Below are 15,085 nucleotides of genomic sequence, written 5' to 3' on the forward strand. Positions count from 1 at the left end.
ATCGTCGCTGAAAACAGTGTTGCCAAGAGTGAATAAAATGACTCTTTCTTTTTACACAATTATATGGACTTTATCGAAAAAAGTACAATGACGGTAACGAAAAGATGCCAATGGTGCCTGTGAACGAGAAAAAAGTGCAAAGAAGGTAACGAAAAGGAACCAATCGTGCCCGCGAACGAGAAAAAAGTACAATGACGGTAACGAAAAGGTGATAATCGTGCCCGCGAATGAGAAAAAAGTGCAATCACGGTAACAAAAAGATGCAATAGAAACCCAGTCACCTAAAAAGATCGTGGTGACGGAAAACAAAAGAAATACAGGGGAAAAATGCACGGGCCATTAAAATAAACATTTGCTTAACCCCATACTTCCTCTAAAGTTTCTCTGAAAATCTCATTTAAGTTCTGTGTTGGATCTGTCATTTCTTCGTTCAAGCTTCTTGCATAATCTTCTAAATAGATTAGTTCTTTTTCTATAAAATGATTAATTAGATCAATTCTTGGTTCTAAATCCAGTTCATCACCAGATATTTTTCTCTTTAATAAAATATCAATTTCCTTTCTTAGCTCGCCGAAGGGCAATAATATCTCCGCTAATCTTTGAAACTCAATAGGCGGAAGTGTATTTTTCTTTTCGATCCACTTTGCTGCTAAGATTGGCCTGAGTACATAGAAATATTTTTTTATTTTTACATGGTCCCCTTGAAGATACTCTCGATAATTACCTTTTGCCATATTGAGGTAATGATATAAACAGGAGGCTGGAGTAAATACTTTCTCTGCTAAGGATTTCAAATCTTCCTTTGTTGAGAATGCCTCATAATAGACGATGCTTGAATGCAGCCATTCCATAAGTGGGGGATTTGATTTTCTAAACAGTCTTAATGCTTTCGTTAGCTCCCAGCCGCTTACATCTAAGAGTTCATCAATTGGAATTGAAATGGAGTCATGCTTTGGTATTTCTAATACATCTCGGCCGCGGTCAATAGAAAGATACCAATTTTTTTGATGGATATAAATAAACCGGACATCATAATCGCTGTCCTTAGATGGAAATCCCCATGCACGACTGCCAGATTCACATGCAAAGAGTATTTTTATTTTGTGATCAATCTCAATTTGTTTCAATACTTCCTGAATATGTTTTTCCACCATTCATCCCCCATTTTTCTTCAGACCTTTATAATTATTTTCTTCAATGATAATAAAATACCTTCATAAAATGAAGGAAGGTACTGTTGTTCATCTTATTGTTTATATTTACATCCTTTACTTTTTAAACGAATCTTTTCCATTATTTCATTTGTTTTCTGATTTTTTCGGATAGGGAGGTTTGATTTGCTGTTCTGGATAGAAAGTATATTTCCATCTTTAAGTGTCAAATCAAACCACATACAGGGTTGGCTGCCGGCTCTGTCGCGCATCCCCCTAATATAATAAATAATAGGGGGATAATAAGGGACCTTCGATATTTATTAGTATAACTCTCCTCCTTAATCTTATATAAACACAAGGATTAGATTGGAAAGGGAGTGAAAATTTAGATGGACAATAAAATAATACTCTAGTTATAAATTAATTGTTGACACTAAGGGTTATTTTTGTTATATTGAGTATCGATGTATTTGGGATATAAAGATAAGTCGTGAAATTCAGTCAAAATGGTACTGTATTAGATGTCTCATTTTGTTAGAAAAACGACTTTTTGTTTTTTATTGATAAGTTTAATTATGCTCTTTTTGATTAAAGTTGCGCAATAGGTTTGGAATTAAGAATAATTTTGTGGACAACAGATTATGTTGAATTTCTTCTTAAATCATCCTCTGACAAACAGAGAGGACCTCGCTTTTTACACTTCCAGTTTTTTACACATAACTTGAAAATCACGAGAGAGTGAAAATTTCCCTTATATTTTTTGTAACACCTGATTCCCGCTGGCACGGCCTAGGAGCCGTAAGGATGGAAGAGAGGTAGGGCTTTCATTGTTTTAGGTTAAAAAATCTGCGAAACGTCTTTGCGAAGAATACTTTGACGCTTACGCTAGACAAGAAAATGAAATCTCGAATATATCGCAAGAATGACTCGATGTCATGAAATAAAAAAGGTTTGACAAATCTGGGGTATGCCCTTATGATTAGATTAACGCTAAAGTTCGTTATATATTTTATGGATAAGTGGTCGTAGCTGCAATGAAATGTAGGCGATGTTTATTCTCCTATTTCATTGTACTACGACTTTTTTATGTTTAAGTTTATATAATAAAGACTTATAGTGAACACATTTTTGGAGGTAATCTCATGAACACAGGTAAAGTAAAATGGTTTAATGCAGAAAAAGGTTTCGGTTTCATCGAATCTTCAGAAGGTCAAGATGTATTCGTACATTTCTCAGCTATCCAATCTGAAGGATTCAAAACTTTAGAAGAAGGTCAAGCTGTAACTTTCGAAATCGTTGAAGGTAACCGTGGACCACAAGCTGCTAACGTAGAAAAAGCATAATCATTGAAAAATGAGGTGATGCATGTCAGTCATGCATCACTTTTTTACGTTTAAAAAATATGATGCTTACACATTTGTTCGAGTTCTCCACTTTGTATTCTTCATTTATTCCTCAAAAGAGAATCCAATCACTGTTTGCTTTTTCGGAATTGTAATTTCACTTTTTCCTCGGGAGCGATTTGGAAAAAAGGCTCTAATGAATGTTGTCTAAATGGAAAAATAAATAAACACATGTAAAAAAGAGATGCAAACTGGAAAACCTATTAACGTAACTATTGATTTTAGAAAAACTTTGAAATAGATAAGAAATAAGGAGGAACAACTGCTTTGACAACTTTTTCAGATTTTGGTCTTAGTAATGAATTAGAAAAAGCATTATCGAATATGGGATTTGAGGAGCCGACTCCAATTCAGGCACAGGCGATTCCGATTGGCCTGAAAGGGAAAGATATGATCGGCCAAGCACAAACAGGTACAGGGAAAACAACAGCTTTCGGTGTTCCTTTATTAGAGCAAGTTAGCAAGGAAGAAGGCGTTCAAGGGCTAGTGCTTGCGCCAACACGTGAACTTGCCGTTCAGGTTGCGGAAGAACTAAATCGTATTGGCCAAGTAAAGGGAATTAAGACTTTGCCAATTTATGGTGGACAGGATATCAATCGCCAAATTCGCGGACTAAAAAATAGACCGCAAATTATTGCTGCAACTCCTGGAAGATTGATTGACCATATTGAAAGAAAGACCATTCGCCTCGCTAACCTAAAAATGGTTGTTTTAGATGAAGCGGATGAAATGCTTAATATGGGATTCATCGAAGATATTGAAAGAATTTTAGGTGAAATTAAAGGGGAACGCCAAACAATGCTTTTCTCTGCAACAATGCCTAAAAGAATTCAATCACTTGCAGAGAAATTTATGCAGGAGCCTGAATTAGTTAAAATTAAGGCAAAAGAAATGACTGTTACAAATATTGAACAACATTATATGGAAGTTCACGAAAAACAAAAATTTGATGTTCTTTGCAGCCTCCTGGATATCCAATCTCCTGAGCTTGCAATTGTATTTGGACGGACTAAAAGACGTGTAGATGAAGTTGTTGAAGGCCTGATTAAACGAGGATATTCTGCGGAAGGAATTCATGGGGATATTCCACAATCGAAACGTGATCAAGTCATCCGTCGTTTTAAAGAACAAACGATTGATATCATGGTTGCAACTGATGTAGCAGCTAGAGGTCTTGATATTAGCGGCGTTTCTCACGTATATAATTTTGATATCCCTCAAGATCCAGAAAGCTATGTTCACCGTATTGGTAGAACTGGACGTGCTGGGAAAAAAGGGCTTGCAGTTACGTTTGTATCACCAAGAGAGATTGATCATTTAAAAATTATCGAAAGTGTAACGAAGAGCAAGATGGCAAAAATGCCAGTTCCATCTTTTAAAGATGTTCTTATTGGAAATCAGCAGGCAACCATTAATCGATTAATGGCTGTTATTGAAAATAATGATCATGCAGATTATAAAAGAACAGCGGAGTCATTGCTAGAGGACACAGATTCAGTATCATTGCTAGCGGCTGCTTTAAAGCTGCTTACAAAAGATCCGGATGTAACCCCAGTTAAATTAACAGCTGTTGAACCGATTCGCGTAAGAAAGCCTAGGGGCGACCGTGGCGGAGATAGAAAGCGTTATAATGATCGTGGCAGAGACCGTGGAAGAACTTCTGGAACAGGCGGCGGAAGAGATCGAAGAGATAGAAGCAGAAATAGAACAAGAAGCAGTAAATAAAGCTTGTGCTGTCTTTTCACTTTTATTCTAATTAAATGGATAAGATCCGAAATAAATAGGCATACTATTAGATGCAGAATAACTATTGTGTTCTGTTAGTGTTAATATTTAGGAGGATTTGAAAATGGCAACAGGTAAAGTAAAATGGTTTAATTCGGAAAAAGGCTTTGGATTCATTGAAGTTGAAGGTGGAGAAGATGTCTTTGTGCACTTTTCTGCAATACAAAGTGAAGGCTTTAAAACACTTGATGAAGGCCAAGAGGTTCATTTTGACATAGAAGAAGGGCAACGCGGCCCTCAAGCTGTTAATGTAACGAAAGCATAACCCTTAAACCATAAACGAAAAAAAGAACCCTTTTAGGGTTCTTTTTTAATTTGGATTCAACAATGGAATGTAGGTAATAATATGAATGCTTCAATATTTGTGTTAGATTAGTTAAGAAAAGGGGGAAAGAGCATGAAGGAATTTACAGTTCAATTTCATAAAGAAGACCAAGTAGATGCAATGAAAGTACAAAAGTTAAGTGAAGAGGATTTCGAAAGGCTTACTGAAGGTGGAACAAGACATTTATTTGAGTTAGATACAAATATCGGATTTTTTATTTTCTTTGACGCGATAGATGGAAGTGGGAACGAATCTTATATGGTACTTCAATATGAAGAAGAAAACGAAGACCCGAGTGCCTGCTATGCATTTGAATTGAAAGATTTCTACCAATTTGCGGCCTTGCATTTAAATGATCTTGAGTTCAATGAGGAGTATGAGGATGAGGAGGAAGATGCGGAGGAAGCATATAGTCCGATTCATCACCTAGCACATTTAATGTACCATATTGCAGAAGACGGGAAGAATATTGAAATTTAAATATCAATACAGAAGAAAAAAAGAGCAGTGAATCCTGCTCTTTTATTCTTCTGTATCTGACAGATGTTCATTACAAAATTTTGTAACGATTTGTTCTTCTTCTTCATCAAGTGCAAACTCTAATATTTTTTCAGAAGCAAGAAAATGGTAGTTCATAATTCGGCTATCTTCTTCATTTTTATAAAATAGAATCCGCAGCTGCAATCCATTTTCTGAAAATAATTCATCTTCTTCATCTACTTCAATATCTAAAAAGAATTCATAACGCTCTCCTATTAATATGCCTGTTGGGTCATTTAATTGTTCAACAGAATAGCCCGAGATCTTCATAGGTTTCATCCTTCCTTCTAAAGCGTGAACAGAACTTAACTAAAACATTATACACCTTTCCCTTATGGATAGGATAGTATTACACATAATAAGAAAAAGGTTTTCATTTTTTAAAATTTAATTTAGGCATGGAGGAATATTTGTCCTCTCTCCTTTATATAATAATGTATCTGATATAAGATTTTGACGATGCAGGGAATTTATGTTATACTAATTAATGAGCTAAACAATTAAAATAAGTTGCCCATAATTCACTTGTTATTTAGAGTTGATATTTTTATGTCCCTTTATTTAACAGGTGTTTTTATTTTTTATTTAAAAAAGGGTTATACTCTTTAGGAGGTGCCTAATATGGCAATGGGTTTTGGAAGAAAAAATACGGAAGAAATTAAATTGGAAGAAGTAAAGGTGTGGGAATGTACTTCAGAGAAGTGCAATTGCTGGATAAGAGACAATTTTAAAAGCAGTCAGACACCATCATGTCCAATCTGCAAAAGTGAGATGAGGGAAACAACGAAGGAATTGCAGGTTGTCAATAATAATAGCATTTATGCGAATAGCTGATATACAGATCGTTTAGAAATAGAAATTTACAATGCCACCCAATTTATACAATAGGGTGGCATTTACTTTTTACCCTTCTTGTAATTCAGTAATATCAACGTCAGATCGTTCCTCTAGCGGTCCTCTTAAGTGAACGGTAGCTGTTTTACCGTCCTCATTTAACCGGTCAATCCAGACAGATGCTCCATTATATGTTACTTCAATTTCCGCGGAAGAAGAAAGGATTTGTTTGACTCGCTTACTATCCAAATAGATCACTCCTTATCAATAATCATTATATTTTTTAGTTAGTTTACTTATTTTATTCATGAAAATGAATTTTTAATTTAACAGGATTGGCACATAAACATTTGCTCTCCGTTCAATAATAATTTGGATAGAATGGGGGGAAATGATGGAGATACCAGTGCGTTCAGGAGAGCAAGGAGAAAAAAAGAATGGAAAAAAATTAGCATGGTGGCAGCTTTCACTAATAGGTGTTGGGTGTATTATTGGGACAGGGTATTTTCTAGGATCGGGAATTGGGATAAAAATGACGGGTCCCTCCATTCTTGTCTCCTTTTTTCTTGCAGGATTAGGCAGTTATATTGTAGCTGATGCTTTAGGGAAAATGTCTGCACAGGATCCTCAAGAGGGATCTTTTCGCTCCTATGCTAAAAAAGCATATGGTCCATGGGCAGGTTTTGGCAGCGGGTGGGTATATTGGTTTTCAGAAATGCTTATAACTGGAAGTCAATTAACTGCTCTTTCAATTCTTTCACGGTTTTGGTTTCCGAATGTTCCTCTGTGGATTTTTGCTTCAGGCTATGCAGTCCTAGGCATAATCGTAGTTATTATTGGAACGAAGGGATTTGAACGTGCGCAAAATGTGTTTGCAGTTATCAAGATCGCAGCCATTTTGATGTTTATTATTTTAGCCATTTCCGTATTATTTGGTTTGTTTGGTGGAAGCAGCAAGGATTTTACAATTCCAAATGATATGAATGAATTTATGTCAAAAGGTGTTAAGGGTTTATGGTCATCACTCATCTACGGGTTTTATGCATTTGGCGGAATTGAGATTATGGGCATCATGGCACCGAGATTAAAAAATAAAGAGGATGCGCGCAAATCAGGAACGATTATGTTAATGATCCTAATGACTATTTATTTAATTTCCCTCGCATTGGCAACGGGTCTAGTAGCGGTGGATAAATTTAATACAAAAGAAAGTCCATTCGTCATAGCCCTTGATAAATATAATTTAGATTTCTTTCCTCATGTTTTTAATGGCGGGATAATAATTGCTGGGTTTTCAACAATGGCAGCATCATTATATGCTGTTACGAGTATGCTAGTGACATTGTCAGAGGACGGGGATGCCCCGAAAATCTTTTCGAAAAAAGGAAAGTTGAAGGTGCCGCCTCTTGCACTAAGTTTAACAATCGGAGGGCTTATAACATCGATTGTTCTATCACTCGTTATGCCGGATAGTATTTATGAATATATTACAACTGCTGCAGGATTAATGCTTTTGTATAATTGGTTCTTTATCCTAGTTACATTTCCTAGGCTAATTAAGGCAACAGGATTTGATCATTTTAAAAGATTTGCAGGTATGGCTCTAATTCTAACGGCAATCAGTGGGACTTTATTACATAAGTCAAGCAGACCAGGATTTTTTGTCAGTATTTTATTTGTCGGTCTTATTCTAATTGTCCTTTTGATTATGCATTTCATAAAAAAAAGAAAGCAATCCAAAGAATAAGAACTCCACTAATTTTAAAGTGGAGTTCTTATTCATTAGGTGAAAAATAATAGAAGTATTGCTTGGTATCCAAAATAAAAACCAAATCCAATTAAGGATAATCCAGATAGGATGGAAATGGCGGTTAGGACTTTCATTGATAAAAATCTTCTGAAACTGCTGGCAACACCTGCCATCGTGATATCCCAAAGCAATAATCCGATGATGATAGCGAGACTGTAGATGGCAATTTCAGTTTGGTCGTATTTAGCAGCTGTTTCTGCAAGAACGGAGCCGTAGATGCCGAGCCAGAAAAGGATGGTCAGCGGGTTGGAAACGGACATAAAAAAACCGGAGAAAAAAGACCTTATGACTGATTCTTCGGCGTTTCTTGTATTTGAAGAGATTTTTCCTGCACTGATTAAACTTTCAATTCCTGTATATACGAGAACAAAAAAACCGAAAGACCATAGAAAAGCCTTCATGAAAGGAAATTCTAGGAAGTGAACGATACCGAGAAAAACAGCTAGCATATAAATAATATCTGCAATCATCGCCCCTAGGCCAACAAGCCAGGCATGAAAAAACCCACTTTTAATCCCTTTATCCAATTGTGCGGCATTTACTGGGCCAATCGGTGCAGCGAGTGATAAACCAAGAAAAATGTATCCAATAAAAATGCTCATACATGCATCTCCTAACATGCTGTTTTTACCCATTTTATTCATAGTGAAGGGCTTGTACGACAACAATTTCGTACTTCGCAATCAGTAAAGAAACAAAGCTGCCTTGAAATGTAATTTCCCATTGGTGTAAAATGAAAATTTTCTTTAAAATAGAAAAGATGAACAAAAGAGGGTGAGAAAATGCAAATGGTACTAGTAACTGATGATGACCAGCATGTAAGGTATTTGGTGAAAGAACTCTTAATGAGGGAAGGGTTTAGGGTTATAGAAGCTGCTAATGGGGCAGATGCTTTGGAATTGCTTCAGAAGCATGCATGTGTATTGGCTATTGTTGATATTATGATGCCATATATGGATGGCTACACTTTAACAGAAGAAATTAGAAAGACTTATGATATTCCGGTTGTATTACTTACTGCCAAAAGTCAAATTGAAGATAAGGAAAAAGGATATTTATCTGGTACAGACGATTATTTAGTTAAACCGTTTGAACCAAAAGAGCTCTTATTTAGGATAAGCGCTTTACTAAGAAGATACGGAAAAGCAGGTGAAACAAATATAAAAATCGGTTCCATCCTGATTAATAAGAAAAGCTATGAGGTTGAATGGAAAGGGAAGACAATTATCCTGCCGTTAAAGGAGTTTGAACTTTTGTATTATTTAGCCTCACGTCCTAATCAAGTATTTAGCAGAGGTCAATTAATTGAACAAGTGTGGGGGATGGATTATGAAGGGGACGAGAGAACGGTCGATGTACATATTAAACGTCTAAGGGAGCGATTTTCGAATGCGTCAGATGATTTATCCATTAAAACAATCCGAGGCATAGGCTATTCTCTAGAGGCCCACAAATGAAGTCGCTTTACTCGAAGTTTGCTGTCACTACTATTTTAATTATGTTTTTCAGTGGTATTCTCTCATTTTTGTTTACAAATATGTATTATCAGAACCATTTAAAGAAGCAAAATGACTTGAAAATGGTAAAGATAGCAGCTGAGATATCAGACTTTCTTCATTCACATGAACAAATAAATTTGAATGAATACCTAGAACATCTTGGATCCATTGGCTATCAGCTATACTTAACTGATGGTCAAGGCGTAAATGATTTTTATGGTGCAGAATTCAGAGAACGTGAACTTTCTGATAAAGCGATAGATGGAGTACTAAATGGGAAAATCTATCATGGGATTATTCGATTTCCACATAAAACCTTTGTTACAGGTTTTTTTGCTAATGAATTAAAAAATACAGTAGGGGTCCCGATAAAATTTAAAAACAAGTCATATGGTCTTTTCCTCCGACCAGATATTAAATTATTATTTAATGAAATGCATATTATGTTTGGCTGGCTTGTTGCTGGAATGATTCTAATCAGCATAATGTTCGTTTTGATTAGCACAAAATTCCTAGTGAACCCAATCAGTAAATTGAACAAGGCAACACAACTAATTGCAGATGGACATTTTGGGATTAAACTTTCTATTCATCAGAAAGATGAAATTGGTGCCCTTGCAGCGAGTTTTAAAAAGATGGCAAGCAAGCTTGAAAATGTTAATGAAATGCGCAAAGAATTTATTTCTAATATTTCACATGATATTCAATCCCCATTATCAAATATAAAGGGATATATAAAGCTATTAAAAACAAGGAAATTAAATAAAGAGGAGATTCACTATCTTGAAGTAGTCGAATCTGAAGTAGCTCGATTATCCAATTTAACAAAGCAGCTTTTATTATTATCCACAATTGATAGTAAAAAGGAATTAATGGAAGTAAAGCGATTTGATGTTAGTGAACAAATCAAAAACGTCATTAGGCAGTACCAATGGAATTTAAGTGAAAAGGGACTCATGATAAGTTATACTCTGCCGGAAACCTATGTCTCTGGGGACCCATCTTTGCTTTATTCTGTCTGGGAAAATTTATTAACGAATGCAATAAAGTATAATGTTGCTAATGGAGAAATTGACATTTCTCTCACGGAAAGCGATTTATCCTATGTAATTAAATTTAGTGATACCGGTATTGGATTGGCTGGAAAAGAGCTAGAACGAATCTATGATCGGTTTTATAGGGTTGATTCGTCTAGAACCCGTACGATTGAAGGGACAGGATTGGGCTTATCTATCGTTTATTCCATCATAGAGATGCACCATGGTGAAATAAAAGTAGAGAGTAAAAAGGAAAAAGGGACTGTGTTTATAGTTTGTTTACCAAAGGTTAGTGGAAAACTGAAAGAATTGTAATGTTTCATTCATCTTCTGTTCATATTCATTATATAAATTAACACTATGAAGATAGTGATAATTTTATTGAGGGAGAATGAGTTGATGAACAATAATTATAGTACGTTTCTGTTAAGATTATCAGCATTGTTTGCATTAATTGGTGCATTTCTAGGATCACATATGGCAGGGGCAGGCAGTTATGCCTTTAGACCAATTCATGCTCATGTATTGGTTGTTGGTTGGTTAACAATATTTGCATGGGCAGTTTATTATAAAATATTTACACCAAAAATAGGGCTGCTGGCAAAGCTTCATGTTTACTCAGCAGTTGCAGGTTCAATCGGGTTAACTGGTGGAATGACTCTTTTTGTATTTAAACCTGATTTCCTTCCTCCTACGGTGAATACAGTCCTATACATTATTGGAGGATCTGTATTATTGCTTAGTTTTGTATTCTTTTTCTTATTAACATTTACAAAAGAAAAATAGGGTAGAAAAGTACTTGGATGACCAAGTGCTTTTTTATCTTTTTCCACATCGGATTCATCTAAATTTGATATGATGATGGTAATTACAATGGAGATTTATTTGGGGGTGACGTTATAAGAACAATGCATAAATTAATCATCTTTTTGGCATTACTTGCCATCGCCGTTTTTATCTTGTTTCATTCTAATTTATACCACGTATTAAAATCCGGTGATATTGATACAATTACATCCTTTCTAGGTGAAAATTTATTTTATACGCTTTGCATCACTTTTATTATCATGATCATCCAAAATTCATTTACTATTATTCCGCTTATCATAGTTATCTCTTTAAATATTGCATTATATGGGTTATTTTATGGCTTTTTATGGAGCTGGATAACGAGTATATTTTCAAGCTTAATTGTTTTCCTTTGCATCCGATTTGGATTTCAGGATTGGATTTTGAAAAAAGTAAAGCCAGAACTAATAAACTTAGGAGAGAAACATGGGTTTTTGTACGTCCTTCAAGCAAGAGTGATTCCTTTTATTCCAACGAGTATTATTAATATAACTGCGGGATTAAGCCCCATTCGATTAAAGGAATTCATGATAGCTACTGTTATCGGTAATTTCATATATTTTTTAATTTTATCTCTTATACCTGCGGGATTATTTTCAGGGGAAATAAACGAATATGTCTTAGGCATTCTTGCATTCTTCTTCATATTTTTCTTTTATTTAATCAAGAAATTCTACCGCAAGAATAATAGAAATACAGAAAGACAAAAGCAAGAATAAACCCCGCAATTGCATATAAGACAAAGGTCATAGATAGTATATCTGTCAGTTTTTATCCAATCAAACTGTGGGTGGGGCTGACAGATCCTTCGAAAATTTGAAAACTACTTGCATAAAGTTTTCCGACTATTTATAATAATCTTAACAGACGGACTTTTACAAAATTGTTACAAAACTTAATCATTCGCGACTATTTATTTACAATTGTGCTTAAAGCTAGCAATCTGCATGACTAAATTACTAGCAAATCTTTAAAATACATAAGGCACATAGTTGCGTATTAAGTGAATAACAAAATGTACTTTCCGTTTGAGTTAAATATAGGGGGGAAAATTGTGAATAAGAAATTATCGTTCTTTTTTAGTATGCTGCTCGTTCTTAGCATGTTCCTAGCTGCGTGTAGTGGTGGCGGCAAAAGCAATGAACCAGCTTCAGGCGGAGAAAAGACTGACGGGAATGAAAATGCTTCTGAGGCGGATCCTGATGTACCACAAAATTTACGTGTAAACATTAATACTGAACCACCTTCACTGCACCCAGGTTTAGCAAAGGATGCTACTTCCGGAACAGTGTTGCGCCAAACGTTTGAAGGTTTGACTAGAATTAATCAAGATGGTAAGCCGGAAGAGGCTGCAGCAGAAAAAATTGCAGTTTCTGATGATCAAACAGTTTATACTTTCACTTTACGTGATGCTACATGGTCAAATGGAGACCCTGTTATTGCGAAAGACTTTGAATATGCTTGGAAATGGGCATTAGATCCGAAAAACCAATCTGAGTATGCATACCAGCTTTATTATCTTAAAGGCGGGGAAGATGCAAACCTAAATGGAGGGTCACTTGATGATGTAGGTGTTGTCGCAAAAGATGACAAAACACTTGAAGTAACTCTAGCAAATCCAACTCCTTACTTTTTAGAGTTAACAGCATTCTATACTTATCTGCCAGTTAACAGCAAAATTGCTGAAGCTAACCCTGAATGGGCAAATGATGCTGGTGATAACTATACGTCTAACGGACCTTTTGTTATGACTGAATGGTCTCACAGTGATAAGATTCTTCTTGAAAAGAATGACACATATTGGGATGCAGATACTGTAAAATTAGAAACTATTGAAATGATTATGATTAATGATCCAAACACAGAATTATCAATGTTCGATAATGGGGAGCTTGACTGGGCAGGAGCTCCAACAGGTGCCCTTCCAACGGATGCAATGCAGGCACTTAAAGATGATGGACGTTTAATTACACAGCCAATTGCAGGTGTTTACAACTATAAGTTCAATACAACTGAAGGACCAACTGCTAACGTAAATATACGTAAAGCTCTTGCACATGCCATTAACCGTCAGGAATTAATTGATAATATTACTCAAGGTGCACAATTACCGGCAATGGGGATTGTACCGCCATCTATGTTCCCTGAAAATGAAAAAGGACATTTCCCAGATAATGATGTTGAAACTGCAAAAGAATTTTTACAAAAAGGTTTAGAAGAGCTTGGCTTTAAAGATCCTTCTGAGCTTCCAGCTATTGTGCTTTCATACAACACATCTGAAGCACACCAAAAGATTGCTCAAGCAATCCAAGATATGTGGAAGAAAAACCTTGGTATTGAAGTAACTCTTGATAATCAAGAATGGGCTGTATATTTAGATAAAGTACATGCGTTAGATTACCAAGTAGCTCGTATGGGCTGGTTAGGTGACTTTAACGATGCGATCAATTTCCTAGAAATGTATCGTGATGCTGCAGGCGGTAACAATGATACAGGATGGGAAAGCAAAGAATTCCAAGATTTATTAGCTAAATCTGCGACAGAAGGCGACCATGAAGCACGTCAGCAGTTATTAAAAGATGCTGAAAAAGTATTCATGGAAGATATGCCAGTTGCACCTATCTATTTCTACACAAATAACTGGGTACAGGCAGACAACTTAAAGGATGTTGCAGTTTCTGGTCTAGGTGATGTTCAGTATAAATGGGCTTATTTCGAATAAGTGGATAGGAAATAAAAGCAAAAAGGCTGTCGAGTTGTCTCGACAGCCTTTTTCTTTAAGAAACGATAGATTCCCCAGGAGAGAATTTACCTTTTGTCAGTTTACGAACAAATGGGATAACAAAACGATCGAGACCGAATTTCCCAGCATTGAATCCGGCAATTAAGATGAAAATAGTTAACAAAACCATTTGTGCATTTGTGCTGACAGTGCCAGAAAAAAGGAATGAGAAGTTCATTAATATTCCAAAGAATGCAGCAGCAGTAGTTAAACATCCTAGAATAAGTCCGATTCCTACTAATAGCTCTCCCCATGCAACAAGGAAACTAAATAAACCTGCATTGGGTATTGCAATTCCTTCTAAGAAGCTCGCCCACCATGCTTGAACCGCAGGGTGATCACCAGATGCGTTAGCAACTGCCCCTTGTAAGAAACCGGCAGCATTAAAACCTTCTGTTATTTTACCGTAACCAGCAGTTATCCATGAATAGCCAACATATAAGCGAATAATCGTTAATATCCCTGCAGCAATTTGACTTTCTCTAATCCATTTGATAAACATAAATTTTGCTCCTTTCAAAACATATTTAATGATTACATCTAAAAAATACCATAAACATCAATCTCAAATTAATGTTTGTGATAAAATTCACATATACGTAAAATTGTTATGAACATATTAGGAACATTTTAATTTAATGATGAGAAATAAAAATCAAGAGAGAAAATTAAAAAAATATGACAATTTAGTGAGCTAAATCATTTAGTATATGTTGGAAATAGATTATAATAATTATAATTAGATGAAGGGAGGGAAAAGTTTGATACGGATAACAGCTGCTGGAATTGGGGGATTTATCCTCGTTTTCATTGAAGCCTATATAGTATTGTTATTAAAAAGCTACCAAACAATCGATTTTGGTGGCATTGGACCGTTTGTATCTGTATGGGCGATGAACTTTTTTCTTCTATTTTCGATCTTCACTCACATAAAGCTATGGAATGAAGAACGTGAAAAAGCAAGAGGAGAAGTAGTCCGAGAAAAATAATTGGAAACTTTAATAATTATTTGTTTAATGCACTAACAGTCGTTAGTGTTTTTTTTTTTTTTTTTTTTTTTTTTTTAT

General features: G+C 35.4%; 17 protein-coding genes. 12 read left to right on the forward strand and 5 right to left on the reverse strand.

The annotated features are described in order from the left end of the window. Positions 1-356: 356 nt before the first annotated feature. Complete coding sequence (locus ASU02_RS24390; protein ID WP_057768026.1) at positions 357-1,151, reverse strand: nucleotidyltransferase domain-containing protein; 795 nt, start codon at positions 1,149-1,151, stop codon at positions 357-359. 1,145 nt (positions 1,152-2,296) lie between these two features. On the opposite strand from ASU02_RS24390, the gene ASU02_RS24395 reads away from it, so the two are divergent. The 4 genes from ASU02_RS24395 (at position 2,297) to ASU02_RS24415 (ending at position 5,147) form a co-directional block, all read left to right on the forward strand. Further along, entirely contained in the window at positions 2,297-2,497 is a 201-nt protein-coding gene (locus ASU02_RS24395; protein ID WP_053476600.1) for a cold-shock protein, read from the forward strand. Between the two features lie 327 nt (positions 2,498-2,824). Further along, the gene (locus ASU02_RS24405) at positions 2,825-4,282 is read left to right on the forward strand and encodes a DEAD/DEAH box helicase (RefSeq protein ID WP_057768027.1); all 1,458 of its coding nucleotides are present in this window, start codon (positions 2,825-2,827) and stop codon (positions 4,280-4,282) included. Positions 4,283-4,406: 124 nt separating this feature from the next. Next, positions 4,407-4,607, forward strand: a complete 201-nt coding sequence (locus ASU02_RS24410) for a cold-shock protein (RefSeq protein WP_053476597.1) — start codon at positions 4,407-4,409, stop codon at positions 4,605-4,607. A 132-nt stretch (positions 4,608-4,739) separates the two neighbouring features. Beyond that, positions 4,740-5,147, forward strand: coding sequence for a hypothetical protein (locus ASU02_RS24415; protein ID WP_057768028.1), 408 nt, complete (start codon positions 4,740-4,742; stop codon positions 5,145-5,147). Between the two features lie 42 nt (positions 5,148-5,189). Here ASU02_RS24415 and ASU02_RS24420 read toward each other — a convergent pair whose 3' ends face one another. Then, complete coding sequence (locus ASU02_RS24420) at positions 5,190-5,477, reverse strand: DUF6509 family protein (protein WP_057768029.1); 288 nt, start codon at positions 5,475-5,477, stop codon at positions 5,190-5,192. 351 nt (positions 5,478-5,828) lie between these two features. Here ASU02_RS24420 and ASU02_RS24425 point away from each other — a divergent pair, with 351 nt between their 5' ends. Then, complete coding sequence (locus tag ASU02_RS24425) at positions 5,829-6,041, forward strand: cold-shock protein (protein ID WP_057768030.1); 213 nt, start codon at positions 5,829-5,831, stop codon at positions 6,039-6,041. Positions 6,042-6,110: 69 nt separating this feature from the next. On the opposite strand, the gene ASU02_RS24430 is transcribed toward ASU02_RS24425, so the two are convergent. Continuing rightward, positions 6,111-6,290, reverse strand: a complete 180-nt coding sequence (locus ASU02_RS24430) for an H-type small acid-soluble spore protein (protein ID WP_057768031.1) — start codon at positions 6,288-6,290, stop codon at positions 6,111-6,113. 145 nt (positions 6,291-6,435) lie between these two features. On the opposite strand from ASU02_RS24430, the gene ASU02_RS24435 reads away from it, so the two are divergent. After that, entirely contained in the window at positions 6,436-7,788 is a 1,353-nt protein-coding gene (locus tag ASU02_RS24435) for an amino acid permease (protein WP_057768032.1), read from the forward strand. Between the two features lie 35 nt (positions 7,789-7,823). Here ASU02_RS24435 and ASU02_RS24440 read toward each other — a convergent pair whose 3' ends face one another. After that, positions 7,824-8,453: a LysE family transporter gene (locus ASU02_RS24440; protein ID WP_057768033.1), complete on the reverse strand. Its 630-nt coding sequence runs from the start codon at positions 8,451-8,453 to the stop codon at positions 7,824-7,826. Positions 8,454-8,633: 180 nt separating this feature from the next. Here ASU02_RS24440 and ASU02_RS24445 point away from each other — a divergent pair, with 180 nt between their 5' ends. The 5 genes from ASU02_RS24445 (at position 8,634) to ASU02_RS24465 (ending at position 13,958) form a co-directional block, all read left to right on the forward strand. After that, entirely contained in the window at positions 8,634-9,308 is a 675-nt protein-coding gene (locus tag ASU02_RS24445) for a response regulator transcription factor (RefSeq protein WP_057768034.1), read from the forward strand. Then, positions 9,305-10,702, forward strand: a complete 1,398-nt coding sequence (locus tag ASU02_RS24450; RefSeq protein ID WP_057768035.1) for a sensor histidine kinase — start codon at positions 9,305-9,307, stop codon at positions 10,700-10,702. Before ASU02_RS24445 ends, ASU02_RS24450 begins: the two co-directional genes overlap by 4 nt. 84 nt (positions 10,703-10,786) lie before the next feature. Then, a complete protein-coding gene (locus tag ASU02_RS24455) occupies positions 10,787-11,173 on the forward strand; it encodes a hypothetical protein (protein ID WP_057768036.1) in 387 nt (128 codons plus the stop codon). Between the two features lie 122 nt (positions 11,174-11,295). Then, positions 11,296-11,955, forward strand: a complete 660-nt coding sequence (locus ASU02_RS24460; RefSeq protein WP_057768037.1) for a TVP38/TMEM64 family protein — start codon at positions 11,296-11,298, stop codon at positions 11,953-11,955. A 335-nt stretch (positions 11,956-12,290) separates the two neighbouring features. Continuing rightward, a complete protein-coding gene (locus ASU02_RS24465) occupies positions 12,291-13,958 on the forward strand; it encodes a peptide ABC transporter substrate-binding protein (RefSeq protein WP_057768038.1) in 1,668 nt (555 codons plus the stop codon). A gap of 55 nt (positions 13,959-14,013) precedes the next feature. Here ASU02_RS24465 and ASU02_RS24470 read toward each other — a convergent pair whose 3' ends face one another. Beyond that, positions 14,014-14,520, reverse strand: a complete 507-nt coding sequence (locus ASU02_RS24470) for a DoxX family protein (RefSeq protein ID WP_057768039.1) — start codon at positions 14,518-14,520, stop codon at positions 14,014-14,016. 259 nt (positions 14,521-14,779) lie between these two features. Here ASU02_RS24470 and ASU02_RS24475 point away from each other — a divergent pair, with 259 nt between their 5' ends. Beyond that, positions 14,780-15,007: a hypothetical protein gene (locus ASU02_RS24475; protein WP_057768040.1), complete on the forward strand. Its 228-nt coding sequence runs from the start codon at positions 14,780-14,782 to the stop codon at positions 15,005-15,007. Positions 15,008-15,085 lie beyond the last annotated feature (78 nt).

Origin of the sequence: Cytobacillus praedii, from assembly GCF_001439605.1 — a bacterium.
Lineage (GTDB): Bacteria > Bacillota > Bacilli > Bacillales > Cytobacillaceae > Cytobacillus > Cytobacillus praedii.

What these genes read in the sequence shown, in the direction of transcription:
- ASU02_RS24410 (WP_053476597.1), top strand. Translation starts at nt 4,407, where the DNA reads ATGGCAACAGGTAAAGTAAAATGGTTTAATTCGGAAAAAGGCTTTGGA.
- ASU02_RS24470 (WP_057768039.1), bottom strand. Translation starts at nt 14,520, where the DNA reads ATGTTTATCAAATGGATTAGAGAAAGTCAAATTGCTGCAGGGATATTA.
- ASU02_RS24455 (WP_057768036.1), top strand. Translation starts at nt 10,787, where the DNA reads ATGAACAATAATTATAGTACGTTTCTGTTAAGATTATCAGCATTGTTT.
- ASU02_RS24440 (WP_057768033.1), bottom strand. Translation starts at nt 8,453, where the DNA reads ATGAGCATTTTTATTGGATACATTTTTCTTGGTTTATCACTCGCTGCA.
- ASU02_RS24395 (WP_053476600.1), top strand. Translation starts at nt 2,297, where the DNA reads ATGAACACAGGTAAAGTAAAATGGTTTAATGCAGAAAAAGGTTTCGGT.
- ASU02_RS24425 (WP_057768030.1), top strand. Translation starts at nt 5,829, where the DNA reads ATGGCAATGGGTTTTGGAAGAAAAAATACGGAAGAAATTAAATTGGAA.
- ASU02_RS24445 (WP_057768034.1), top strand. Translation starts at nt 8,634, where the DNA reads ATGCAAATGGTACTAGTAACTGATGATGACCAGCATGTAAGGTATTTG.
- ASU02_RS24415 (WP_057768028.1), top strand. Translation starts at nt 4,740, where the DNA reads ATGAAGGAATTTACAGTTCAATTTCATAAAGAAGACCAAGTAGATGCA.
- ASU02_RS24420 (WP_057768029.1), bottom strand. Translation starts at nt 5,477, where the DNA reads ATGAAGATCTCGGGCTATTCTGTTGAACAATTAAATGACCCAACAGGC.
- ASU02_RS24435 (WP_057768032.1), top strand. Translation starts at nt 6,436, where the DNA reads ATGGAGATACCAGTGCGTTCAGGAGAGCAAGGAGAAAAAAAGAATGGA.
- ASU02_RS24460 (WP_057768037.1), top strand. Translation starts at nt 11,296, where the DNA reads ATGCATAAATTAATCATCTTTTTGGCATTACTTGCCATCGCCGTTTTT.
- ASU02_RS24450 (WP_057768035.1), top strand. Translation starts at nt 9,305, where the DNA reads ATGAAGTCGCTTTACTCGAAGTTTGCTGTCACTACTATTTTAATTATG.